At 69.5% G+C, this 23,552-nt stretch carries 19 protein-coding genes; 13 read left to right on the top strand and 6 right to left on the bottom strand.

Going from position 1 to position 23,552, the window contains the following annotated elements; genetic code table 11:
- Positions 1–144 precede the first annotated feature (144 nt).
- From ABD912_RS11380 to ABD912_RS11370, 3 genes are all read left to right on the top strand, one after another.
- Positions 145–1,287 (top strand): cation:proton antiporter, encoded by a 1,143-nt coding sequence (locus ABD912_RS11380; protein WP_345150882.1) that lies wholly within the window; start codon positions 145–147, stop codon positions 1,285–1,287.
- A gap of 327 nt (positions 1,288–1,614) precedes the next feature.
- Positions 1,615–3,003 carry a dual-specificity RNA methyltransferase RlmN gene (gene rlmN / locus ABD912_RS11375; RefSeq protein WP_345150881.1) on the top strand — a complete coding sequence of 463 codons (1,389 nt, stop codon included), beginning with the start codon at positions 1,615–1,617 and terminating at the stop codon, positions 3,001–3,003.
- 169 nt (positions 3,004–3,172) lie between these two features.
- Entirely contained in the window at positions 3,173–3,946 is a 774-nt protein-coding gene (locus tag ABD912_RS11370; protein WP_345150880.1) for an oxygenase MpaB family protein, read from the top strand.
- Between the two features lie 33 nt (positions 3,947–3,979).
- Here the strand turns inward: ABD912_RS11370 and ABD912_RS11365 are convergent, their stop codons facing one another.
- Entirely contained in the window at positions 3,980–5,395 is a 1,416-nt protein-coding gene (locus ABD912_RS11365) for an MFS transporter (protein WP_345150879.1), read from the bottom strand.
- A complete protein-coding gene (locus ABD912_RS11360) occupies positions 5,392–7,254 on the bottom strand; it encodes a glycoside hydrolase family 15 protein (protein ID WP_345150878.1) in 1,863 nt (620 codons plus the stop codon). Before ABD912_RS11360 ends, ABD912_RS11365 begins: the two co-directional genes overlap by 4 nt.
- Before the next feature lie 190 nt (positions 7,255–7,444).
- Between ABD912_RS11360 and ABD912_RS11355 the strand changes: the two genes are divergently transcribed.
- Entirely contained in the window at positions 7,445–7,909 is a 465-nt protein-coding gene (locus ABD912_RS11355; RefSeq protein ID WP_345150877.1) for an SCP2 sterol-binding domain-containing protein, read from the top strand.
- Positions 7,909–9,993 (top strand): amylo-alpha-1,6-glucosidase, encoded by a 2,085-nt coding sequence (locus ABD912_RS11350; RefSeq protein WP_345150876.1) that lies wholly within the window; start codon positions 7,909–7,911, stop codon positions 9,991–9,993. Before ABD912_RS11355 ends, ABD912_RS11350 begins: the two co-directional genes overlap by 1 nt.
- A gap of 24 nt (positions 9,994–10,017) precedes the next feature.
- On the opposite strand, the gene ABD912_RS11345 is transcribed toward ABD912_RS11350, so the two are convergent.
- Positions 10,018–11,646 carry an SLC13 family permease gene (locus ABD912_RS11345; protein ID WP_345150875.1) on the bottom strand — a complete coding sequence of 543 codons (1,629 nt, stop codon included), beginning with the start codon at positions 11,644–11,646 and terminating at the stop codon, positions 10,018–10,020.
- Between the two features lie 210 nt (positions 11,647–11,856).
- Here ABD912_RS11345 and ABD912_RS11340 point away from each other — a divergent pair, with 210 nt between their 5' ends.
- The 7 genes from ABD912_RS11340 to ABD912_RS11310 all read left to right on the top strand — a co-directional run bounded on the left by ABD912_RS11340 (position 11,857) and on the right by ABD912_RS11310 (position 20,633).
- A complete protein-coding gene (locus ABD912_RS11340) occupies positions 11,857–12,756 on the top strand; it encodes a LysR family transcriptional regulator (protein ID WP_345150874.1) in 900 nt (299 codons plus the stop codon).
- Between the two features lie 118 nt (positions 12,757–12,874).
- Positions 12,875–13,972 (top strand): tartrate dehydrogenase, encoded by a 1,098-nt coding sequence (locus ABD912_RS11335; protein ID WP_345150872.1) that lies wholly within the window; start codon positions 12,875–12,877, stop codon positions 13,970–13,972.
- Between the two features lie 176 nt (positions 13,973–14,148).
- Positions 14,149–15,678, top strand: a complete 1,530-nt coding sequence (gene dctA / locus ABD912_RS11330) for a C4-dicarboxylate transporter DctA (RefSeq protein ID WP_345150871.1) — start codon at positions 14,149–14,151, stop codon at positions 15,676–15,678.
- Entirely contained in the window at positions 15,675–16,823 is a 1,149-nt protein-coding gene (locus ABD912_RS11325) for a glycerate kinase (protein WP_345150870.1), read from the top strand. Before dctA ends, ABD912_RS11325 begins: the two co-directional genes overlap by 4 nt.
- Positions 16,820–18,238, top strand: coding sequence for a pyruvate kinase (gene pyk / locus ABD912_RS11320; protein WP_345150868.1), 1,419 nt, complete (start codon positions 16,820–16,822; stop codon positions 18,236–18,238). The genes ABD912_RS11325 and pyk overlap by 4 nt, the downstream gene beginning before the upstream one ends.
- 211 nt (positions 18,239–18,449) lie before the next feature.
- Positions 18,450–19,661, top strand: a complete 1,212-nt coding sequence (locus ABD912_RS11315) for an aminotransferase class I/II-fold pyridoxal phosphate-dependent enzyme (RefSeq protein WP_345150866.1) — start codon at positions 18,450–18,452, stop codon at positions 19,659–19,661.
- Between the two features lie 81 nt (positions 19,662–19,742).
- Positions 19,743–20,633 (top strand): Cof-type HAD-IIB family hydrolase, encoded by an 891-nt coding sequence (locus tag ABD912_RS11310; protein WP_345150864.1) that lies wholly within the window; start codon positions 19,743–19,745, stop codon positions 20,631–20,633.
- 197 nt (positions 20,634–20,830) lie between these two features.
- On the opposite strand, the gene ABD912_RS11305 is transcribed toward ABD912_RS11310, so the two are convergent.
- Positions 20,831–21,484: an NAD(P)H-binding protein gene (locus ABD912_RS11305; protein WP_345150863.1), complete on the bottom strand. Its 654-nt coding sequence runs from the start codon at positions 21,482–21,484 to the stop codon at positions 20,831–20,833.
- 34 nt (positions 21,485–21,518) lie between these two features.
- Positions 21,519–22,610: an NADH:flavin oxidoreductase/NADH oxidase gene (locus ABD912_RS11300; RefSeq protein WP_345150862.1), complete on the bottom strand. Its 1,092-nt coding sequence runs from the start codon at positions 22,608–22,610 to the stop codon at positions 21,519–21,521.
- 85 nt (positions 22,611–22,695) lie between these two features.
- On the opposite strand from ABD912_RS11300, the gene ABD912_RS11295 reads away from it, so the two are divergent.
- On the top strand, positions 22,696–22,998 hold the full coding sequence (locus ABD912_RS11295) for an ArsR/SmtB family transcription factor (RefSeq protein ID WP_345150861.1): 303 nt from the start codon (positions 22,696–22,698) through the stop codon (positions 22,996–22,998).
- 70 nt (positions 22,999–23,068) lie between these two features.
- Here ABD912_RS11295 and ABD912_RS11290 read toward each other — a convergent pair whose 3' ends face one another.
- Positions 23,069–23,530 carry an SRPBCC family protein gene (locus ABD912_RS11290; RefSeq protein WP_345150860.1) on the bottom strand — a complete coding sequence of 154 codons (462 nt, stop codon included), beginning with the start codon at positions 23,528–23,530 and terminating at the stop codon, positions 23,069–23,071.
- Positions 23,531–23,552 lie beyond the last annotated feature (22 nt).

Below are 23,552 nucleotides of genomic sequence, written 5' to 3'. Positions count from 1 at the left end.
GCCCCCTTCGCTGCCGGGGACGACCCCCGTGCGGCGATTGTAGCCGCCCCGGTCCTGCCCTTGCCGGGAGCCAAGGGTAAGCTCCGGTGCAGGGCCGGAAACGGAGGTCGCGCGAGATGAAACCCGTCCCGTGAGCGGCGTTGAATGAACTTCGCCACCTTGGCGCTGATCTGCGCCGTCGCGATTCTGGGTCCCGTCATGTCGCTGCAGCGCTGGTCCCTGCCGGTGGTCCTGGGCGAACTCCTCGTTGGCCTGGTCCTCGGCGCCACCGGGCTGGGGGTCCTGCACGCGGACGATCCCACCTTCACGTTCCTGGCCCAGATCGGATTCGCCCTGGTCATGTTCGTCACCGGCACCCATATCCCGCTGCGCAGCCCGGACCTTCGCGCCGGCCTGAGCCAAGGCATCCTGCGCGCCCTGGCGATCGGCGCGCTCGCCGTTCCGGCGGGGCTGGGCATCGCGGCGCTGTTCGGCACCGGCCACGGCTGGCTGTATGCGGTCCTGATCGCCTCCTCCTCGGCCGCCCTGGTCATGCCCGCGCTCGCCGGCCTGCCACTGACCGCGCCCTCGATCGTGGCCATGCTGCCGCAGATAGCCATCGCCGATACCGCGTGCATCGTGCTGCTTCCGCTGGCGATCGATCCGGCGAACGCGACCCGGGCGGGACTCGGGGCGGCAGCCGTGCTGGCAGCCGGCGTCCCGGTCTACCTGTTCCTCCGGCGGGCCCAGCGCAGCGGCGCCCGCCGCCGAATGCACGACGTCTCCGAGGATCGCGGCCTGGCCCTTGAGCTGCGGGTGACCCTGACGCTGCTGTTCGGCCTTGCCGCGCTGGCGGTCTTCGTGCACGTGTCGATCATGCTGGCCGGCTTCGTGCTCGGGCTGATCGTTGCCGCGGTGGGGGAGCCGCACCGCCTCGCGCACCAGGCGTTCGCGCTGACCGAGGGGTTCTTCGGACCCGTGTTCTTCGTCTGGCTCGGTGCCTCGCTGGACCTGACCAAGGTCGTGGAACGGCCCGAAGCCCTCGCCCTGGGCCTCGTGCTCGGCGCGGGCGCGGCAGTCGTGCACGCGTCGATGGCGCTGACCGGTCAGCCGCTGCCCGTGGCCGCGGCGACCGCCGGGCAGCTCGGGGTGCCGGTCGCCGCCGCCACGCTCGGTACCACGCTGGGCCTGCTCGGCCCTGGAGAGGATGCCGCGCTGCTGCTCGGCGCGCTGGTCACGATCGCCGTGCTCGCCGTCGTCAACCGCTCCCTGGTGCGGATCGCGGGTGCCGGTCCTGCCCCGCCCTAATCCCGGCCCCAGACAAGGGAAGGACCCAGACGAGCGAAGGCCCCAGCCTGGGGGGAAGCTGGGGCCTTCTTCATCACTCGCACCTTTTCAGGTGCTTTCAACACTAGAGAGCCAGTCTGCAAGATCCCTGTGTGCGACGTGGGAGTTGGCCCGGCTCGGCTGCCCGGGCGGACGGGGCGGATGCTCCCGGCCTGCAGGCCTTTGCTGCCCTCCACCAGGCCCGCGATGCCCCGCGCGACGTCGAATCCGACCGTCCGGACGCGCACCTCCCGTGGACGTGGCCGAGACCACGGCGCAGGACTGGACAGGCATGGGACAATGGAAAGGATGACTTCCCCCAAAAACACCCCTCCTGCCGTCGACGCTGCCCAAGACGCCGTCCACGCCAGCGCGCCGGAGCACCACCGCACCCGTACCTCGGAGGCGGTGGCTGCCCGCGCCGACCGGGCGGCCAAGCACCACGACTCCGAGGTCCACCACGCCGAGGCCAAGAAGGCCCAGCGCATCTCCGAGCTGCGTGCCCGCAAGGAGGGCCGTGCCCAGGTGCGGCCGACCGCCGAGGGCTGGAAGCAGGCCATGGGCCCGGACGGACGCCCGCAGCTCCAGTTCGCCCAGCGTCCGCGCGTCTCCCAGCCGCCGGTCCACCTGGCCGACCTTTCCCTGAAGGAGCGCCAGGAGAAGCTCAAGGAGCTCGGCCTGCCGGCCTTCCGCGCCAAGCAGCTCTCCGTGCACTATTTCCAGCACTACACCACCGACCCCGAGCGCATGAGCGACCTGCCCAAGGCCGGACGCGAGGAGCTGGCGGCGGCGATGTTCCCGACGCTGCTCACCGAGGTCAAGCGGCTGAGCACGGACAAGGGCGACACCATCAAGTTCCTGTGGCGGCTCTTCGACGGTTCGCTCGTCGAGTCGGTGCTGATGCGCTACCCCGGCCGCATCACCTTGTGCGTGTCCAGCCAGTGCGGCTGCGGCATGAACTGCCCGTTCTGCGCCACCGGCCAGGCCGGGCTGACCCGCAACATGTCCACCGCGGAGATCCTGGACCAGATCGTCCAGGCCAACCGCGTCATCGCCGAGGGCGGGCTGGGCGGCAAGCGCCGCGACGGCGGGCACGACGCCGAGCGCGTCACCAACATCGTATTCATGGGCATGGGCGAGCCGCTGGCCAACTACAAGCGCGTCATGGCCGCCGTGCACCGCATGGTCGACGAGGCCCCCGAAGGCCTGGGCATGAGCGCGCGCGGGATCACCGTCTCCACCGTGGGGCTGGTCCCGGCGATCAACAAGCTCGCCGACGAGAACGTCCCGTTCACGTTCGCGCTGAGCCTGCACGCCCCGGACGATGAGCTGCGCGACGAGCTCATCCCGGTGAATTCGCGCTGGAAGGTCGACGAGGCGCTGGACGCCGCCTACGACTACTACAAGCGCACCGGCCGCCGCGTCTCCATCGAGTACGCGCTCATCAAGGACATGAACGACCACGGCTGGCGGGCGGACCTGCTGGCCCGCAAGCTCAACGCCCGCGGCCGCGGCTGGGTGCACGTGAACCCGATCCCGCTGAACCCGACCCCCGGGTCCATCTGGACCGCCTCGGAGCGGGACGTCACCGCCGAATTCATCGACCGGCTCGAATCCGCCGGCGTCCCCACCACCTTGCGGGACACCCGCGGCAAGGAGATCGACGGCGCCTGCGGCCAACTCGCCGCCGCCGAGTAGGTTTGTTCCCGGTACGACGCCGGTGCCCGGGTTCCGCGGCCACGGAACCCGGGCACCGGCGTCGTACCGCGCCCGACCGGTCCCGCAAAGGTACGGAGCATTGATGTTTCCCCAGAAGAGTGAGACTGCGAGTGGTTCATCCGGCCTAGGGTCCGGGACCCGCCGGGGCATGAAGGTCCGCGAGATCGGCGACATCGCGGCCGAATCGGTCACGCTGCTCGGCGCCGGCCGCGCCATCCTGCTGCAGCTGGCGCACCCGGCCGTGGGCCACGGGGTGGCCCGGCACAGCGTTTTCGCCCAGGACCCCATGAAGCGCCTGCACGGCACGCTGCGGTACATCTATTCACTGACGGCCGGGACCCCGGAGCAGGCGGCCGAGGTGGCGGCGCACGTGGACGCGGTACATGCACGGGTGCGCGGTTCCGCCGCCGGCGACGGCAGCCATCCCGCCTACGACGCCCGCGACCCGGAACTGCAGCTGTGGGTCGCGGCCACGCTGCACGATTCGGCGATGAGGGTCTATGACGCCGTCTATCCGGTGGTCCCGGAGGAGGCCGCCGAGGAGGTGTACCGCGGGTACGCGGTGCTGGGCACCGCGCTGCAGCTGCCGGAGGGGATGTGGCCGGCGACGCGCGCTGACTTCTCCGAGTACTGGGAGCGCGGGGTGGCCGGACTGCGGGTGGACGCGACCACCCGCGCGGTGGCGCACGAGTTGCTGCATTCGCGCAAGGTTTCCTGGTTCCTGCGTCCAGCCATGCCCCTGGCGCGCCTGGTGACTACCGGGCTGCTGCCGGAGCAGTTGCGCGAACCCTTCGGCCTGCCGTGGTCCCCGCGGCACGAGCGGGCCTTCCAAACGGTGCTGCGGACCGTCGCGGCGGTCTACCCGCGTCTGCCCCGGGCCGTCCGGCATGCGCCGATGCGGTACTACCTGCGCGCCGGATAGCGCGCGGGTCCGGTGCCAGCGTGCGTCCGGTTCTCAGGAGGGTCCGAGCGAGCCTTCAGGGGCGAGGCCCGGAACCCGGCCGCGGGGGAGCAGGGCCCCGGCCACGAGTCCGACGAGCCCGACGATCGCCAGCGTGATCATGGCGGCGGCGTATCCGCCGTGACTGAGGCCGACGACGAGGATGGTGCCGGCGATCGCCGTCCCGAGCGAGGAGCCCAGGTTGGACACGCTGCGCGACAGGCCCGAGATCTCGCCCTGCTGCTCCTCGCCGAAGCTGGACTGGACGATGTTGACCGAGGGCGTCAGCATCAAGCCGATGCCGAATCCGGTCACGAAAAGGCCCGGCGCGAACGCCCAGGGGCTCGAGGACTCGCCCACCATGACGATCAGGATGACGATGCCTGCGATCGTGAGGACGAAGCCCGCCATGACGAGGGTCCGTTGCGCACGCCGCTTGGCGAAGCGCTCGGCTCCGAACGAGGACAGGAGCAGGCCTACCGTCGCCGCCGTGAAGATGACGCCTGTCTCGATGGCGTTGTAGCCCCGCACGACCTGCAGATAGGCGGCGACCGTGAACGACGTGCCCATCAGGACCAGCCACTGGACGTTCTGCGTGACCATGCCGAGGTTGGACGTGCGGTTGCGGAACAGGCTCGTCGACAACAGCGGCTCCTTGTGGGCACGCTCCTTGGCGCGGATCCAGAGGAAGAACCACAGCAGCATGAGGGCACCGACGACGAGCAACGTCACCATGAGCCAGAAATTGTTGTCAGCGGCAAGAATGCCCATGACCACCAGGATGAGGCCGACGGCGGAGAGGACCGCACCGCCCGTGTCGAAGACGCTGGTCGGGTCCGGCGGCAGGGGATCCTCGATGTGGCGGCTGAGTATGATGATCAGCACAATGATCACTGCCTGGAAGATGAAGGCGGCCCGCCAGCTGATCGCGGTGGTGATCAGGCCACCGATCAGCGGCCCCGCAGCGGCGCCGACGCCTCCCATGGCGCTGATCGCCCCGAAGGCGCGTGCACGCGAGGTGAGGTCCCTGTACAGCAGCGTGGTGAGGATGTACACCGGCGGGATCAGCAGCGCCGTGCCGATGCCCTCGAGGATCGAGTTTCCGAGGATGAGGATGCCCAGGTTGGGAGAGACGGCACTGATCAATGCGCCCACCCCGTAGATGGCGAGGCCGACGAGCAGGCACCGCTTCCGTCCGTAACGGTCGGTCAGCTTCCCGCCGGGAATCATGAACGCCGCCATGACGAGCAGGAAGATGGTGATCGCCGTCTGGATGCCCTGCACGGTGGTATTGAGGTCCTCGCTCATGTCGTTGATCATCACGTTCATGTTCGAACCGGCGAAGCTGCAGATGAATTGGGCGAGGGCCAGGGGAATGAGCACCTTTCGCAAGGCGCTCGTCGGCCGGCCCGCCACGCTGCTTCCGCTCATTTGGCACCATCCTTCCGCCGGGCCTTGCCCGCAGCTTCGTCCAGGCAGTCGTTCAACGTGATGGCCGCATCGATGAGCGCCAGGTGCGTGAACGCCTGCGGGAAATTGCCGATCTGTTCACCGGTGGCGGCAATCTCTTCGGAATACAGGCCCAAATGGTTCGCGTAGGTCAGCATCTTTTCGAAGACCACTCGCGCTTCATCGAGCCGCCCTGACCGCGCCAGGGCGTCCACGTACAGGAACGTGCACAGGGAGAAGGTGCCCTCCGAACCGAGGAGCCCATCGGGGGAGGCGCTGGGGTCGTAGCGGTAGACCAGGCTGTCAGAGACCAGTTCGGCATCCATCGCGTGCAGGGTCGACTGCCACATGGGGTCGCCGGGGACCACGAAGCCGACCTGCGGCATCTTCAACAGCGAGGCGTCCAGGACGGTCTCGCCGTATTGCTGTACGAAGGCCTTGCGTTCCGGGCTCCAGCCCTTGTTCATGATCTGGTTGTAGATCGCGTCGCGCTCGGCGATCCATCGCTCCAGGGGCGCCGGCCGGCCGTGCGCCGTCGCGAGCCGGATGGCGCGGTCGAACGCGACCCAGCACATCAATCTTCCATAGGTGAAGTCCTTGCGTCCGCCCCGGGTCTCCCAGATTCCTTCTTCGGGCTGATCCCAGTTGTCGGCGAGCCACTCGAGCAGTTCGCAGACGGCGAGCCATCCGGGCTGCCCGATCCCCACCCCGAAACCGTGCAGATAGTAGAGGGCGTCCATCGCTTCGCCGTAGATGTCCAGCTGGAGTTGCCCGGCGGCTCCGTTTCCGATCCTCACCGGGGACGAGCCACGGTAGCCCTCCCAGTCGGGCAGGATCTCCTCCTGGAGGTCAGGATTGCCGTCGATGCGGTACATGATGTTCAGCGGGCCGCTGCCGCTCTCCCGGCGCTCGATGAAGCGGTCGTAGAGCCATCGGCTGAAGGCCACCGCCTCGTCGGCAAAACCCATCCGGATCAGCGTGTGGATCGAGAAGGATGCGTCACGCACCCAGGTGTACCGGTAGTCCCAGTTGCGTTCACCGCCGATCTGTTCCGGCAGGCCGGCGGTGGGAGCGGCCACCAGGGCGCCGGTTGGCGCATAAGTCAGGAGCTTCAGTGTGATGGCCGAGCGTTCCAGCTCCTCGCGCCAGCGCCCCGCGTAGGTGGATTGGCCCACCCAGTCGTGCCAGAAGTCCACGGTGTCGTCGAGCAGCCGCCGGACTTCGGCGGGCCGCATCACGCGGGGCACCAGGTCCGGACCCGTCTGCAGGACGACGCCGCGCATTTGGCCCTCCTCAAGAGCCAGGGAGACATGCAGGTCGCCTTCGTCCGTGGCGTCGTGCCGGCCCAACCGTTCATCCCCCTCCTCGCGGACGAGGTGGAGGACCAGGCGAGTTTCGCCGGCATCGAAGAGAGCACCGTCGTCGCTGACGCTCAGGTGGTGTTCCTGCCGGCCGTAGTCGAAACGGGGAGCCACCTCGATGTCGAATGAGACCCGTCCCCGCACGCAGCGCACCACCCGAACCAGGCGATGCTCATCGCTGGGCGACGTGCCGCTGATCGGCATGAAGTCGATCAGTTCACCGACCCCGCCCTCCGTCAGGAACCGCGTGATGAGGATCGCCGTGTCCGGCAGGTAGAGCTGCTTCGTGGCGAACGCCTTGTCGAGCGGCCGTGTGCTGAAGTGGCCGCCGCGGGAATGGTCCAGCAGGGACGCGAAAATGCTCGGAGAGTCGAAGCGTGGACTGCAGAACCAGTCAAGGGTGCCATCCGTTGCGACCATCGCCGCCGTTTGCAGATCACCGATGAGGCCGTGGTCGGCGATCAGTGGATATTCGTTCATCTGGTCGACCCATTCCTCCGGTACCGGCAAGCAGGGGGGTGGACACTTGGCAGCGGCAGCAGGCGTTTTCGCTTGGAGCGCAGAACCGAGCCTCTCACCATCTGGGTTCATCATCCGGCCGCCCCAGGCGCCCGTCATCATCCCCATCGGGTGATGCGTCCCTGCCCGCGGGCCCGCACCATGGGTGGCAGTGACCGAATCGGCCGGGCAGCAGCCGGGTTTCCCGGGTGGGTCCGGCCTGGTGAAAGGCGATGATCGGATGACGACTTCAGCGTCCGGGAAGGCACCTACCGACGATCCCGTGGCGGCGTTCTTTGACGAACTCGCGCGGCGTGGCTACGAGCCGCTGCTGCGCAAGGTTTCGGGGCGCGTCCGGTTTGATCTTGTGGACGGCTCCAACCTGGAGCCGCGGCTGGTGGTTATCGACAAGGGCAAGCTCACCGTGACGGGTGATTCGGCTGAGGCCGAATGCACGATCCGGGGCGAACTTCCGGTCTTCAAGGAACTGGTCAGTGGCCGCAGGAACTTCGTGGCTGCGGTCCTGCGGGGTGCGCTGGCGTGCCAGGGCGACCTCGAACTGATGTTCGCGATCCAGCGGATCTTCCCGGCCCCGCCGCGCGGGTGGGATCCGACTGCCGACACGAGGAGCGGATGATGAGCGACGGTATGGTGAAGATCCTCAACGGCAATACCTTTGTCGTTAGCGACGTGCGGGGCGACATCGAGGCCTCGCCGTCGGACCCGACGGGGCTGTTCTCGTTCGACACCCGGTTCCTGTCCAAGTGGGTGCTGACCGTGAACGGCGACCGTCTCATGTCGCTGTCGGCCGACGATCTGCAGTACTACGAGGCCCGGTTCTTCCTGGTCCCCGGCGTCGGGAGCGTCTATGTGAACGCGACGCTGTCGGTGATCCGCCAGCGTTCGGTCGGCAACGGCTTCCACGAAGAGGTGGCGATCCTGAACCATGACGACGCGCCGGTCGATCTCACGGTGCGGATCGAGGCCGATTCCGACTTTGCGGACCTGTTCGAGGTTAAGGACACCTTGCAGAAGAAGGGGTCCTATGCCAGGCAGGCGGGCGAGGGCTCGCTGCTTCTGAAATACCGGCGCGACACCTACGAGCGGTCCACGGCAATCTCGTCGTCGGAGCCCTGTTCGTTTGACGAGGACGGGCTGACGTTCTCGATCACGATCGGGCCGCACGAGACCTGGACGACTGGGCTCGACGTCGCTATCGAAATGCTGGGACAGCAAATCGGGGAGCCCGAACAGGAAATCGAGGGTGCACCCCGGTCGCTCGCGGACCAGGTGAAGCGGCCGATACCGGACATGGCGCGGAACCTGGCCGGCTGGCTCGACGAGGCGCCGCAACTCGAGTGTGACTGGGAAACACTGCTCGGGACCTATCGCCGGAGCCTCATCGACCTGGCCGCGCTCCGCTTCTCCCCGATGACGGCCGGGAGCCACAGCCTCCCGGCGGCAGGCCTTCCGTGGTTCATGACGATGTTTGGGCGCGACAGCATTTTCACGAGCCTGCAGGCGCTGCCCTTCACGTCGGAGCTGGCGGCGACGACGCTGCGCGAGCTCGGGTTGCGCCAAGGCACCCGCATCGATGACTTCCGCGACGAGGATCCCGGCAGGATCCTGCATGAGATGCGTTATGGCGAGATGACCGCGTTCGAGGAGCGTCCGCACTCCCCGTACTTCGGGACCGCCGACGCCACGCCGCTGTATGTGGTCCTGCTGGACGAGTACGAGCGGTGGACGGGTGACAGGGAGCTCGTGCTTGAACTCGAGTACGAGGCACGTGCCGCGCTGCACTGGATCGACGCCTACGCCGACCTCCAGGGCAACGGCTACATCTCCTACCGGCGCCGCAACGCCGAAACCGGCCTGGAGAACCAGTGCTGGAAGGACTCGTGGGACTCGATCTCCTACCGTGACGGCACGCTGCCCGGTTTCCCCCGAGCCACTTGCGAGCTGCAGGGCTACGCCTACGACGCGAAGGTGCGCGGCGCGCGGCTGGCACGGGAGGTGTGGAACGATCCCGACTACGCCGCAGAGCTGGAAAAGCAGGCCGCCGACCTGAAGCGGCGTTTCAACCACGACTTCTGGGTTGCCGACGGCGAGTACTTTGCGATCGCCCTTGACGCCGATGGCCGCCAGGTCGACTCGCTCACGTCGAACAACGGCCATCTGCTGTGGAGCGGCATCGTCGACGAGTCGAAGGCCAAGACCGTCGCGGCACACCTCCTGGGCGACCGGCTCTTCACGGGCTGGGGCATCCGCACGCTTGCCGAGGGCGAGAGCCGGTACAACCCGATCGGCTACCACAACGGGACCATCTGGCCGTTCGACAATTCGTTCATCGCCTGGGGACTGCGCCGCTACGGCTTCAAGGACGAGGCAGCCGTGGTTGCCGCCGGCATCCTCGAGGCGTCCCGGTACTTCGACGGCCGCCTCCCCGAGGCGTTCGGCGGATATCCGCGGTCGATGACGAAGTACCCGGTGCAGTATCCCACCGCGTGCAGCCCCCAGGCGTGGTCCACCGGTGCGCCGCTGCTGTTCCTGCGCACGATGCTCGGCCTGGAACCCTTGGGAGACCACCTCGTGGTGGATCCGGCGCTCCCGACGAGCATCGGGCGGCTGGAGCTCCTCGACATCCCGGGCCGCTGGGGACTGATTGACGCCTTCGGCCGCGGCCGCGTCGACACGTCACGGGTGACCGGCCCGCGGTAGTGACCTCCGGCGCCGTCCCGGCGGTTACGCGCCGATCCCGGCCGCGGCGACCATTACGGGGAGGATGGCGATGATCAGGATCGCGCCGAGGACGTCGAAGACCAGGCCGGTGCGGACCATCCGGGTGATGGGCACCGTGCCGGAGCCGTAGACGATCGCGTTCTGCGGGGTGGAGACCGGAAGCATGAACCCGAAGGAGGCGGCGAAGGTCGCCGCCAGGGCGGGCACGAACGGGTCCACTCCCATGGCCGTGCAGAGCGGGATGACGATCGGCACGACGACGGCTGCGGAGGCGGTGTTGCTGGTCGTCTCCGAGATGACGATGGCGAGGACCGTGGCGAACACTGTGATGGCTAGGGCGCCGGTGAAGCCGAGGGCCGCGGAGGCGGTGGCGCCGATCGTCTCGGCGAGACCGGTCGCCGCAAGCAGCGAGCCGAAGATGATGCCGGTGCCGAAGAGGAGGATCGTTCCCCAGTCGATCCTGGCGGCGTCGGACCACGTGAGGGTGGCGCGGCGTTCCTTCCAGTTGGTGGGCAGGATGAACAGCAGCGACGCTCCGAGCACGGCCACGATGCCCTCGTCCAGCCGGTCGTCAAGGAAGGCGTAGAGCTCGGAGCCGGTGCCCGCGACCAAGCCGGCGAATGCCGGGAGCAGCCACAGAGTCACGGTGAACCCGAACGCGACCAGGGTGTTGACCTCGGCCCGGGTCATCCTGCCTTGGGTGGCCCGCCGTTCGCGGACGAAGGCGTCGACGCCCTCCAGATGGCGGATCTCGGGCTTGTTGAGCAGGAACATGGTCGCGGCCAGCACAACGAACATGGCCAGGCAGAGCGGAGCGGCGACGACCGCCCACTGGGCGAAGGAGATGCGTTCCCCGGTGGCCTCCTCGATCAGGCCGCGGCCTACGAGGTTCGCGGGGGAGCCCACGGGAGTCAGCAGTCCGCCGACGCTGGCGCCGTAGGCGAGCATCAGCATCAGCGCCGCGCCGACGCGCAGGCGCAGGGGGTCGAAGTCGGCCTTGACGATCCCGCGGTTCTGCATGAGCTGGGCGATGACGGTGAGGATGCCCAGCGCGGTGGGCATGAGCATGGCCACGGTCGCCGTGTTCGAGACGAAGGCCGACAACATGCACGTGATCACGCCGAACGCCACGACGACGCGGTAGGTGGACTTGGCCACGCCCGGAAGGGCAAGGACCGCGAAGGCCAAGCGCTGGGCGATGCCGTGCTTGAGCATCGCCTGGGCCAGGATGAACGCGCCGATGAAGGTGAAGATGGTGCTCGACCCGAACGGAGCCAGCACCTCGCGGACAGGGGCGACACCGAGGACCACGATGGCGGCCACCCCGAGCAGGCCTCCGACGGGGAGTGGGACCGGCTCGCAGATCCAAAGGATGATCACGCCCAGGAGGATCGCCGCCAGCAGATGCTGCGTGGGATCCATGGGCACCGGCAGGAGCGCGAAGGTGACCGCTGCAGCCGGGGCGAGGAAGAGCCCGGTCGTTTGCCTGGCGCGCTCGAACCTCTCCTCCTTGGGGGAGAGGGTCTGTTCGCTCAGGCTGCGGAAGGTCTTTCCGCCCAGCAAGGCCGCGCGGACGTCCGTCCGCCGCGGGGGCCCCGGGCCCACGGCCGGGGCTGCGGGATCGCTGCTCACCTGCGTCCCCCGTTCCGTGTCCGTTCCGTCGCTGGATGGCTAGCTTCACTATGGCCCCGGGGTGCACGTCGCGTCCAAGGCCCGTGCCCTACATTGGGGATAGGCAAAACCAATGGGTCCGCCGCGGGAAGCGGCGATGCCCTATGCGTGCGGCCCAGCCGTCCGCCGTCGGACCCCGGCCGGGCGGAACGCGGAAAACCGGGAGGAATCATGGACGTCAGGCAACTGAGGTATTTCCTGGCGGTGGTGGACCATCAGGGGTTCAGCCGCGCCGCCGAGAAGCTGCTCATCGCGCAGCCCTCCCTGTCCCAGACCATCAAGACGCTAGAGCGGGAGGTCGGCCTGCCGCTCTTCCACCGGGTCGGGCGCAGGGTGGTCCTCAGCGACGCCGGCAAGGAACTCGTGGGGCCTGCCCGGCTGGTCGTCCGCGACATGGAGGCGGCGCAGTCCGCGCTGGATGCCCTGAAGGGAGTGCGCAGCGGAAGGCTCGACCTCACCGCGATGCCCTCGCCCGGGGTCGAGCCGCTGTCCTCGATGATCGCCGCCTTCGCGCTCCTGCATCCGTCCGTGACGGTGAGCGTCGACGCGGCCTTCACGCCCGAGGAGGTCGTCGCCTCGGTCCGCAGCGGAAGCACCGAGATCGGCCTGCTGGGCTCCGACCGCCCCATCCGGGTTCCGGACGTGGACGTGATGCAGCTCGAACGCCAGCCCCTGGTGCTGATCATCAACCCCTTCGCGGACACCTTTGGAGGCCGGGGCACCCTCGCCCGCGAGGACCTGGGCGGACACCGGGTCGTCGTCTCCCAGCGGGGGTCGTTGATGCGGTGGCTGGTCGACGACATCCTGGCCCGCGGCGTGAGCGTGGAGATCGCGGCCGAGGTCGCGCACCGCACCTCCGTCCTGCCCCTGGTCCTGGCCGGCGTTGGGCACGCGGTCATGCCGTCCTCTTGGGTGCCGCTCGCCCAGCGCTCCGGCCTGCGCGTGGCGCGCATCGAGCCGGTCTCCGAACTCCACGTGGCCGTCCTGAGCCGGCAGTCGGACCTGACTCCCGCCGCCCGCGCCTTCCTGGGCGTCGCCGCAGACCATGCCGCCTCCCACGCCGAACCATAGGAAGTTCCTATTTGGCGCATGAACTTTCGGTCTTGGACGCGATGGTAAGCCGGGCGCTCTAATTGAATTCGAAGCCGCATATGTGATGCGGAGCACATTCGATTCAGGAGAGAAACCCATGAGTGAGACCCAGGTCTTCAAGATCGCTTCCATCCCGGCCGACGGCGTGGGCAAGGAGGTCGTCGCCGCGGGCCGCCGCGTGCTCGACGTCCTCCAGGAGCAGTCCAACGGACAGTTCGCCTTCGAGTGGACCGAGTTCCCGTGGGGCTGCGAGTACTACGCCAAGCACGGGATCATGATGGATCCGAACGGCCTGGAGACGCTGAAGGCCTTCGACTCCATCTACTTCGGCGCGGTCGGCTGGGAAAACGTCCCGGACCACACCAGCCTGTGGGGCTTGCGGCTGAACATCACTCAGAACTTCGATCAGTGGGCCAACATCCGCCCGGTCAAGTTCCTGCCCGGCGTCCAGTCCCCGCTGCGCAAGGCGGACGACACCGAGCTCGACTGGATCGTGGTCCGCGAAAACAGCGAGGGCGAGTACGCCGGCCTCGGCGGGCGCAACCTCAGCGGCCGTGGCCCCGGCAACGAGGTTGCCCTGCAGACCGCCCTGTTCACCGAAAAGGGCTGCGAGCGCATCATGCGCTTCGCCTTCGACCTGGCCCGCACCCGCACGGTCAGGAAGGTTTCCTCCGTGACCAAGTCCAACGCCCAGCAGTACGGCATGGTGCTGTGGGACGAGGTGTTCAACCGGGTCGCCCTGGACTACCCGGACGTGGAGACCGAAAGCGTCCTGGTCGACGCGATGAGTGCGAAGTTCATCCTGCACCCGGAGCAGCTTTCCGTCGTCGTCGCCTCCAACCTCAACGCGGACATCCTCTCCGACCTGGGCTCGGCCCTGGCCGGCAGCCTGGGCCTTGCGGCCAGCGCGAACCTGAACCCCGAACGCCGCTTCCCCAGCATGTTCGAGCCGGTCCACGGCTCGGCGCCGGACATTGCCGGCCTGGGCATCAGCAACCCGATCGGCGCGATCGCCAGCGCCGCCCTGATGCTGGACCACTTCGGCCTGCACGAGGAGGCCCGCCGGATCGAAGCCGCGATCGAGGCCACCACCGCCGCCGGGGCCCTGACCCGCGACATCGGCGGCACCGCCACGACCGACGAGATCACCGAATCGATCGTCGCCGCCCTGAGCGCGAAGCTCGTCACCGTCTGACCTTCCAGGTTGGACCGCCCGGTCCGGCGCGGACACCCCGACGCCGGACCGGGCATGAATCCCGGACACCCCCTCCGGACCCCCGATCTTCTTCCGGCCCGCGACTCCGAAACCAGTTGTGCATGCGGAGCACGGCCTTTTCCCACTACGGCCTTTCCAACAATGAGGTAGGAACCATGGACCACTCCACAGGCGCAACCGTCCGCCCGCCGGCCGCGCGCAAGCGCTGGTACCGGCAGCTGTACTTCTGGGTGCTCGTCGCGATCGCCATCGGCATTCTGGTCGGCTGGCTCGCCCCGGACACCGGGCAGGCGATGCAGCCGATCGGCACCACGTTCGTCGAGGCGATGAAGATGCTCATCGGCCCGATCGTCTTCCTGACGATCGTCGGCGGGATCGCCAGCGTCGCGGATCTGAAGAAGGTCGGCGTCACCGGGCTGAAGGCGCTCGGCTACTTCCAGATCGGCACGATCTGCGCCATGCTCATGGGCCTGGTCGCGATCAACGTCTTCCGGCTCGGCGACGGAGTAAACGCCGATGCAAGCAAGATCGAGACCACCGGCACCGCGGCCGAACTCATCGAAAAGGGCCAGAACCAGCAGTGGTGGGAGTTCCTGACCCACATCATCCCGGGCAGCGTGGCCGAACCGTTCGTGGAGGGGGACATCCTCCAGATCATCTTCATGGCCGTGGTCTTCGGCATCGCGCTGAACGCGGTCGGCAAGGTCGGTGCGCCGATCCTGGACGTCGTCCAGCGCCTGACCAAGGTGATCTTCAAGGTGCTGAACTTCATCATGAAGGCCGCGCCCCTGGGCGCGTTCGGCGCCATGGCCTTCGCGGTCGGCAAGTACGGGGTCGAGACCCTCTCCAGCCTCGGCTGGCTGATCCTGCTCTTCTACGGGACCTCGATCGTGTTCGTGGTGGTGGTCCTGGGCGGGGTCATGGCCTTCCTGAAGCTGAACATCTTCAAGATGCTCAAGCACTTCAAGGAGGAGCTGCTGCTGATCCTGGGCACCTCCACCGCCGAGCCGGCGCTCCCGGGCCTGATGCGCAAGCTTGAGCACGCCGGAGTGAAGAAGGAGACGGTCGGCCTGGTGGTGCCCACCGGCTACAGCTTCAACCTGGACGGCGCCGCGATCTACCTCTCGCTCGCCGCCGTGTACATCGCCCAGGCCACCAACACCGACCTGACCATCGGGCAGCAGTTGGGTATGCTCGCCGTCATGCTGCTCACCTCCAAGGGGGCCGCGGGCGTCGCCGGCGGCGGATTCATTGCCCTCACGGCCACCCTCAGCACGCTTGGAACCATCCCGGCGGCCGGGATCATGCTGATCTTCGGCATCGACAAGTTCATGTCCGAATGCCGGGCCCTGGTCAACTTCTGCGGCAACGCGGTCGCCACCCTCTTCATCGCCTGGTGGGACAAGAGCCTGGACGTGGACCGCGTCCGACGCGTGTTCAACGGCGAGGACGTCCCGCCCGCCGCGGTGGAATCCGCGGAAGGCCTCCACGGCACGGAAGCCGTTCCTGGCACGCAGGAAAGCAGCACGCAGGCCGGCGTCGCCGCCGCGTACGTTCCGGCGTCCGACGGCGAGTCCGCCGCCCAGGTGCCCGCGGCGCCGGTGCACTCAGCGCAGGAGCGCGGCGCACGGACAAACGCGGCGGATGGCCGCGACGAGGAACTCGCGGAGGCCACGGCACGATGAAACCGCTCAACGTCCTGATCGCCGTGGACAAGTTCAAGGGCTCGCTCACGGCATCGGAAGTCGCCCACTGGCTCGGAACCGGCCTCGCCGCCGGTTCCGGCCAGCGGCCGGTCACCTGCCGCACCCTGCCCCTGGCCGACGGCGGCGACGGCAGCGTCCAGGCCGCCCTCGACGCCGGCTTCGCGCCGCTCAGCACCCCCATCGAGGGCCCCACCGGGGAACCGGCCGAGGCCACGATCGCCTTCGACGGCTCCACAGCCGTCGTCGAGGTGGCCACCACCTGCGGGCTGCAGATGCTCCCGCCCGGGAAGCCGGCCCCGCTGGCCAGCAGCAGCACCGGCTTCGGCCAGGCCATCCGCGCGGCGCTGGAGCGGGGGCCGCGGCGGATCGTCCTGGCCCTGGGCGGCAGCGCGACCACCGACGGCGGCGCAGGCATGCTCGCAGCCCTCGGCGTCCGCTTCCTGGACGCGGCAGGGAACCCGCTCACCCCCACCGGGGGAACGCTCCAGGACATCGCCCGAATCGACACAGCGGGGCTGATCCCGCTTGACGGCGTGGACCTCGTCGCGGCCAACGACGTCCGCAACCCGCTTCTCGGCCCCGACGGAGCGGCCGCGGTCTACGGGCCCCAGAAGGGGGCCACCCCCGCCGACGTGCGGCTGCTCGAAGCCGGTCTGGCCAACCTGGCCCGGCGGCTCGACGAGGCCGGTTGGCCCGGCACCGCCTCCGCGGCGGCGGCCGGGGCGGGAAGCGCCGGGGGACTGGGCTACGCAGCGATGCTGCTCGGCGCGCGGATGGTCTCCGGAGCGGACTTCTTCCTGGACCTGCTCGAGTTCGACCGGGCGCTGGAAGGCTGCGACCTGGTCATCACCGGCGAGGGCAAGATGGATGAGCAGACCCTCTCAGGGAAACTGCCCCTGGTGGTCGCGCGCCGCTCCGCGCCCGTTCCCGTGGTCGCGGTGGTCGGGCACAACGCGCTGCCCGCGGACGCGCTCCCCGAACACCACATCGCGGCGATCCACGCCCTGAGCGCCATGACCGATCAGGACAGCGCTGTCGATCCCGAACTCTCGGCCGCCCTGCTCGCCACCCTCGGGAAGCGCATCATAGACTCCCTCACCGACAAGGAACCCATCAACCCATGAGACGCGCGAAGATCGTGGCCACGTTTGGCCCGGCGATTTCGACCTACGAGGCCACCTTGGCGGTGTTGGAGGCCGGGGTGGACGTGGCCCGGCTGAACATGAGCCACGGGGAGCATTCGGTGCACGAACAAACCTACCGGCACGTGCGCAAGGCCGCGCTGGAGCTGGACAGGCCGGTGGCGGTGTTCGCGGACCTGCAGGGACCCAAGATCCGGCTCGGCCGGTTCGCCGCCGGAACCCACCACCTGGCGGTGGGGCAGCGGTTCACGATCACCACCGAGGACGTGGCGGGCACCGCCGAAATCTGCTCCACCACCCACCGGGGGCTGCCCGGGGACGTGTCCGTGGGGGACAGGCTGCTGATCGACGACGGGAAGGTGGAGCTGCGCGCCCTGGCCGTGGACGGCACGCGGGTCCTGACCGAGGTGGTCGTCGCGGGGGCGGTGTCCAACAACAAGGGCATCAACCTGCCCGGGGTCGCGGTGAACGTGCCGGCCCTGAGCGAGAAGGACGAGGAGGACCTGCGCTGGGCGCTGCGCACCGGGGTGGATCTGGTCGCGCTGTCCTTCGTGCGCGACGCCGCGGACATCGCCCGGGTGCACGAGGTCATGGACCAGGAGGGCCGGCGGGTGCCGGTGATCGCGAAGATCGAAAAGCCCCAGGCCGTTGACGCCCTGGAGGGGATCGTGGACGCGTTCGACGCGATCATGGTCGCCCGCGGGGACCTGGGCGTGGAACTGCCTCTGGAGGAGGTGCCCCTGGTGCAGAAGCGCGCGATCGAGCTGGCCCGGCGCTGGGCCAAGCCGGTGATCGTGGCGACCCAGGTCCTCGAATCCATGATCGGGAACCCCACCCCCACCCGGGCCGAGGCCTCGGACTGCGCCAACGCGGTCCTGGACGGGGCGGATGCGGTCATGCTCTCCGGGGAAACCAGCGTCGGCAAATACCCGGTCCAGACGGTCCAGACGATGGCGAGGATCATCGAATCCACCGAACGCCACGGCCTCGAGCGCGTCCCGGCGCTGGGCACCACGCCCCGCACCCGGGGCGGTGCGGTCACCAAGGCGGCCGTGGAGATCGCCGACCAGCTGGAGGCGACCTGCATCTGCACGTTCACCCAGACCGGGGACTCGGCCCGCCGCCTCTCCCGCCTGCGCCCGGCCAGGCCGGTCCTGGCGTTCACCCCCTCGGCGGACACCCTGAACGTGCTGGCCCTGACCTGGGGGATCCGGCCGCTGCGGATCCGGGAGGCCGAAAACACCGACAGCATGACCGAACAGGTCGACCGGCTCCTGCGCGAGCGGGGACTCGCCGCGCTCGGGGACCTGACCGTCATCGCCGCCGGATCGCCCCCGGGCCGGGCAGGCTCCACCAACGCGCTGAAGGTCCACCGCATCGGAGACACCGACGACTGACCCGCCGCAGCAGCGGTCAGGTCCCGAAACCTGTCCGCGGCGGTCAGCGTCCTGGCGCGCGGTGAGTCTGGCGCGCGGCGGGTATGGCGTGCATCGGGTATGGCACGCTGGAACCGGGCCGGCCGCCGTCGTACTGGTGGCGGAACGGTCCCGCACCCGTCCCGCCGCACCAGACTCAGCGGCATCAGACCTAGCCGCACCAGGAGCTTCCATGGCCAAGCCGCTCACCGTCGCCGACCGGGCCAAGGTGCCCCCGTTCCAGGTCATGGACATCCTGGGCCGCGTGGCGGAGCTGCGCGCGGCGGGCCGCGACGTGGTTTCGCTGTGCGCGGGGGAGCCCAGCGGCGGGGCGCCCTCGGGCGTGTCGGAGGCCGCGGCCCGGATCCACGCCGCCCGCACGCCGCTGACCTACACCCCGGCGCTCGGGGCCACCGAACTGCGCACCGCCATCGCCGGGCACTACCGGCGCTGGTACGGGCTCGACGTGCCGGCCGCGAACGTCGCGGTGACCGGCGGCGCCTCCGGCGCGTTCGTGCTGATCTTCCTGGCCGCCTTCAACCCCGGCGACCGGGTGGCGCTGGCCAGGCCCGGGTACCCGGCCTACCGGAACATCCTGCGCGCGCTGGGCATCGAGGTCGTGGAGATCGACTGCGGCCCCGCCACCCGGTACCAGCCCACCCCGGAGCTGCTCGACGCCGCCGAGCGGGAGCACGGGCCGCTGTCCGGGCTGATCCTGGCCTCCCCGGCGAACCCGACCGGCACCATGGTGACCCGCGCGGAGCTGGCAGCCCTCACCGACTGGTGCGCCGAGCATGGCGCACGCCTGGTCAGCGACGAGATCTACCACGGCATCACCTACCCGGAGCCGGGCGCGGCGGACCCGGACGGCGTGTGCTCGTGGGAGCTGGACCGCAACACGGTGGTGGTCTCCTCCTTCTCGAAGTACTGGGGGATGACCGGGTGGCGGCTGGGCTGGGCGCTGGTTCCGGACGACCTGCTGGCCGCGGTGGACGCCCTGGCCGGGAACGTCGCGCTGTGCCCCTCGGCCCCGGCGCAGTTCGCCGCGGTGGAGGCGTTCACCGAGCAGTCCTACGCGGAGGCGGAGCAGGCCGTGGCCGCCTTCGCCGACGCCCGCGCCGCGCTGCTGGACGCGCTGCCGCGGCTGGGCTGGGGCCATGCGGCACCCGCCGACGGCGCGTTCTACCTCTACGCGGACCTTGGCCCGGCGCTGGAGGGGTTCGCGGACTCGTCCGAATACTGCGCCGCGCTGCTGGAGTCCGCGGGCGTGGCGCTGGTGCCGGGCGCGGACTTCGACGCGGCCGGAGGCCGGCGCGCGGTGCGGCTGTCCCTGGCCGCCGGGCGCGCGGCCGTGGAAGAGGCGGTCGAGCGGATCGTGCGGTTCCAGGCGGCGCGGCGCAAGTAGGGGATGCGACGCCCCCTCGGATTGCGGTGAATGCGCCGCAAATTGAAGCGGCCGGGCCGGCCCTCGCGTAGCATCGCTGCAATGAGCCGCCCTTCCCACGCCCCTCCAGGACAACCGACGCCGGCGACCCCGTGGCGGGACCTGCCGGCAGGACCGCACGACATCCGCCTGGTGGTCGCCGACCTGGACGGCACGCTGCTCAACGAGCATGGCGCGGTTCCCTCCTCGTTCTGGCCGGTGCTGGACTGGATGCGCGGCCACGGGATCACGTTCGTGCCCGCCAGCGGCCGCCAGTATGCGACCCTGCACCAGATCTTCCACGGCCTCGACGACGGGCTGTCCTACGTCGCCGAGAACGGCAACCTCGTGGTCCACCAAGGCCGGCCCGTCGCCACCCACGGCCTCGACCTCGATGCCTCGCGCCGGATCATTGAGATCGTCCGCCAGGCCGCCGGTGCCCGCGAAGGCGGCAGCGGCAGGAACCTGGGGCTCGTGGTCTGCGGGCTGGACAGCGCCTACGTGGAGCGGGACGATCAGGCTTTCCTCGCGGAGGCACGCAAGTACTACGTTCGGCTGGACGTCGTGAAGGACCTGTCCCTGGTCACGGACCGCGTCCTCAAGCTCGCCGTCTTCGATTTCGACGGCGCCCAGGACCTCGCCGCAGGGCCGCTCGCGCCGCTGGCCGATACGCACCAGGTGGTCGTGTCGGGGCAGCACTGGGTGGATGTCATGGCCCAAGGCGTGGACAAGGGAGGGGCGGTGCGGCAGCTGCAGCAGGCCGTCGGCGTTACACCCGCCCAGACGGTGGTGTTCGGTGACTACCTCAACGACCTCCAGATGCTGGAGGCCGCCGACTGGTCGTTCGCCATGGCCAACGCCCATCCCGACGTCGCCGCCCGCGCACGGTGGCTGGCCCCGGCAAACACCGACGACGGCGTGGCCGCCGTTCTCCGGCGCCTGTTCGACCTCTGACGGCGGCAGCCGGCGGGCTCAGTCCCAGCCTTGGAAGCCTCCGTGGATCGTGTGGTTCCAGGCGGCGCGGCCCCGCCAGCGGTCTTGCGCAAATGGCTGGAATGGACGAGCGTTTCCAGCCATTTGCGCAAGACCGTTTCGGCCCGACGAGCCCCCGCGCTGGGCACGACGGCGGGCGGCGGGACGCCTGCTGCGGACTACCCCGCGGCCAGGGCCGCGGCCGCCTCGGCCGCCGGCGTCGGCCCGTCGGTGAGCTCGACGATGGTCCGGTTCAGGGCGGGAGTGTGCAGCGCGGCGTGGATGAACGCGGCGACATTGTCCCGCCGCACCGTGCCGTACTCGACCGCCAGCCCGGCGGCGACGCGGCCGTCGCCGGGCTCGTCGCTGAGCGTCCCGGGCCGGACGATGACCCAGTCCAGGCCGGTGCCGGCCAGGTGCACATCGGCGGACTTCTTCACCCGCATGTAGTGCTCGAATCCCTCGCCGAGGCTGCCGCCGCGCCCGGCATCGGGGAAGACCGAGACCAGCACGAACCGGGTGACGCCGGCGGCCGCAGCCGCCGCGGCGGCCTTCTCCAGGCCCTTCCCGTCGATGAGCGTCGTCTGGTCCCTGCCCGTGCCGTGCGCGCCGGCGGAGAAGACCACCGCGTCGTGCCCGCGGAGCTTTTCCGCCAGGTCGTCAACGGTGTCGAGGATCAAGTCGCCCTGCACCGGATCAGCGCCGGCCTCGCGGATCCGTTCGGCCTGGTCGGGGCGCCGGTGCATGCCGGTGGACGTGTCGCCGTGCTCAGCCAGCAGGCGGGCCAGGCGCGACCCCACGCCTCCGGCCGCGCCGATCTGGAAGACCTTCATGGCTGCTCCTTCGGTTGGTTCCTCCACCCGGAGGCTAGAGGGCGTAATCGTACTGCTCTATGAAACGGCCGCGCGCGCCCAGCAGGGCGGCGGCGTTGTTGGCCCAGGAGGCGTCGCGCAGCAGACCGCGGCCGATGAGGACGGCGTCGGCCTGTCCCGTCTCCACCAGTTCGTTCGCCCATTCCGGATCGTCGATCCGGCCGACCGCGGCCGTGGGGACGCCGGATTCGGCGCGCACCTGCGCGGCGTAGGCGCTCTGGTAGTCGCGGGCGTTCGGGATCGGGGCTGGCACCAGCCCGCCGGAGGAGCAGTCCACCACGTCGACCCCGTGCTCGCGGGCCCAGCCGGCGAGCACGATCGACTCCTCAAGGCCCCACGCGGCGCGACCGTCCGCGGGGTCCTCGCCGATCCAGTCGGTGGTGGAGATCCGCAGGAGCACCGGCTTGTCCTCCGGCCACACCGCGCGCACCGCGTCGATGACCTCGAGCACGATCCGGGCCCGGTTCTCCAGGCTTCCGCCGTAGTTGTCGGTGCGGGTGTTGGAGAGCGGGGAGAGGAAGGAGTGCAGCAGGTAGCCGTGCGCGGCGTGGATCTCCACGACCTCGTAGCCGGCCGCGAGCGCGCGCGTGGCGGCTTCGGCCCAGGCGCGTACGGCCTCCTCGATGTCCCGGACCTCCATGGCGGCCGGCGCCGGGTAACCCGGGAAGGCCAGCGCGCTTGGGCCGACGGTTGGCCAGCCGCCGTCGGACGCGGGAACCGGCTCCCCGCCCAGCCAGGGTCGCTCCGTGGAAGCCTTGCGCCCGGCGTGGGCGAGCTGGATTCCCGGGACCGCGCCGGCGGCGGCGATGGCGCCCGCCAGCCGCCGGTGGGCCGGGACCTGCGCGTCGCTCCACAGACCCAGGTCGAACGGAGAGATCCGGCCTTCGGGCACGACGCCGGTGGCCTCCACGAGCACCAGGCCCGCCCCGCCGGCGGCGCGGGGAGCGTAGTGGGCGAGGTGGAAGTCGTTCGGTGCGCCCGCCTCGGGTCCGCTCGGCAGTGCGCTGTAGGTGCACATGGGTGACATCCACACCCGGTTCGGGATCTCGGTGCCGCGGATCATCAGGGGGTCAAAGAGTTTCGTCAACGTGGGTCTCCTCAGGCAGGTAGTACGAGGAGCATCGTAGTACGATGGATTTAGTACAAGCAAGCGGGTTGGGATAATGGGAGCCATGCGAAGCCTTGAACATCCGGAGCCGGAGGAGATGACGCTCGACGCCGTCCTCTCCGCCTTGGCCGACCCCGTACGCCTGACCATCGTGCGGCAGCTGGCCGACGGCCATGACGACCAGGCATGCATCGCGTTCGAGCTGCCTGTGAGCAAGTCGACCTCGACCCACCACTTCCGGGTGCTGCGCGAGGCCGGCGTCATCTCCCAGCACTACCGGGGCACCGCGATCCTCAACGGCCTGCGCAGCGACGCGCTGAACCAACGCTTCCCCGGCCTGCTCGACGCGATCCTCGCCGCGCGGTAACCCGGGAACCGGGGCCGATCCGGGCCCCGCAGGGGTCCGCACCCTTCGCCTCACGGGCCAAGCTGTCTCCTCACTCGCCTCCCAAGGGCTCTCCCAGGTACTCCCCAAGGGAATCGAGCACCTCGTGCCATCCGTCGTAGAAGCTCCCGTCGCCCTTGGTCCCTTCGACGCCGCGCAGGTCGAGCGTCATCCGCGTGAGCTCGCCCTCCGGCTCCAGGGTGACCGTGATGACCGGCGTGTCCTCGGGGTCGCCGTCCGGCTCGCCCCAGGTAAACACGAGGCGCTTGAGCGGCACCACTTCGCGGTACACGCCGCCGGTGACCACCCGGTCGCCGCTTGCGTCGTTGACCATGGTGTAGGTGTAGCGGCCACCCACCCGCGCATCGATCCCCACTTCTTCGCGGGGCGTGCTCGCCCGGAGCGTATGCCACCACTCCGATGCCGCATCGGGGTCCGTCCACGCCTCCCAGATGTCCTCGGGAGCCGACTCGAACGTGCGGACAAGCGTGAAGCCCTTGGGCGCGTCGGTCATCGCTGCTCTCCTTTTCCGTGGT

The sequence above is a fragment of the Arthrobacter ginkgonis genome (assembly GCF_039540195.1).
Taxonomy (GTDB): Bacteria; Actinomycetota; Actinomycetes; order Actinomycetales; family Micrococcaceae; genus Zafaria; species Zafaria ginkgonis.
Note: the sequence above shows the minus strand (reverse complement) of the source record. Positions and strands in the feature narration are given on the sequence as shown.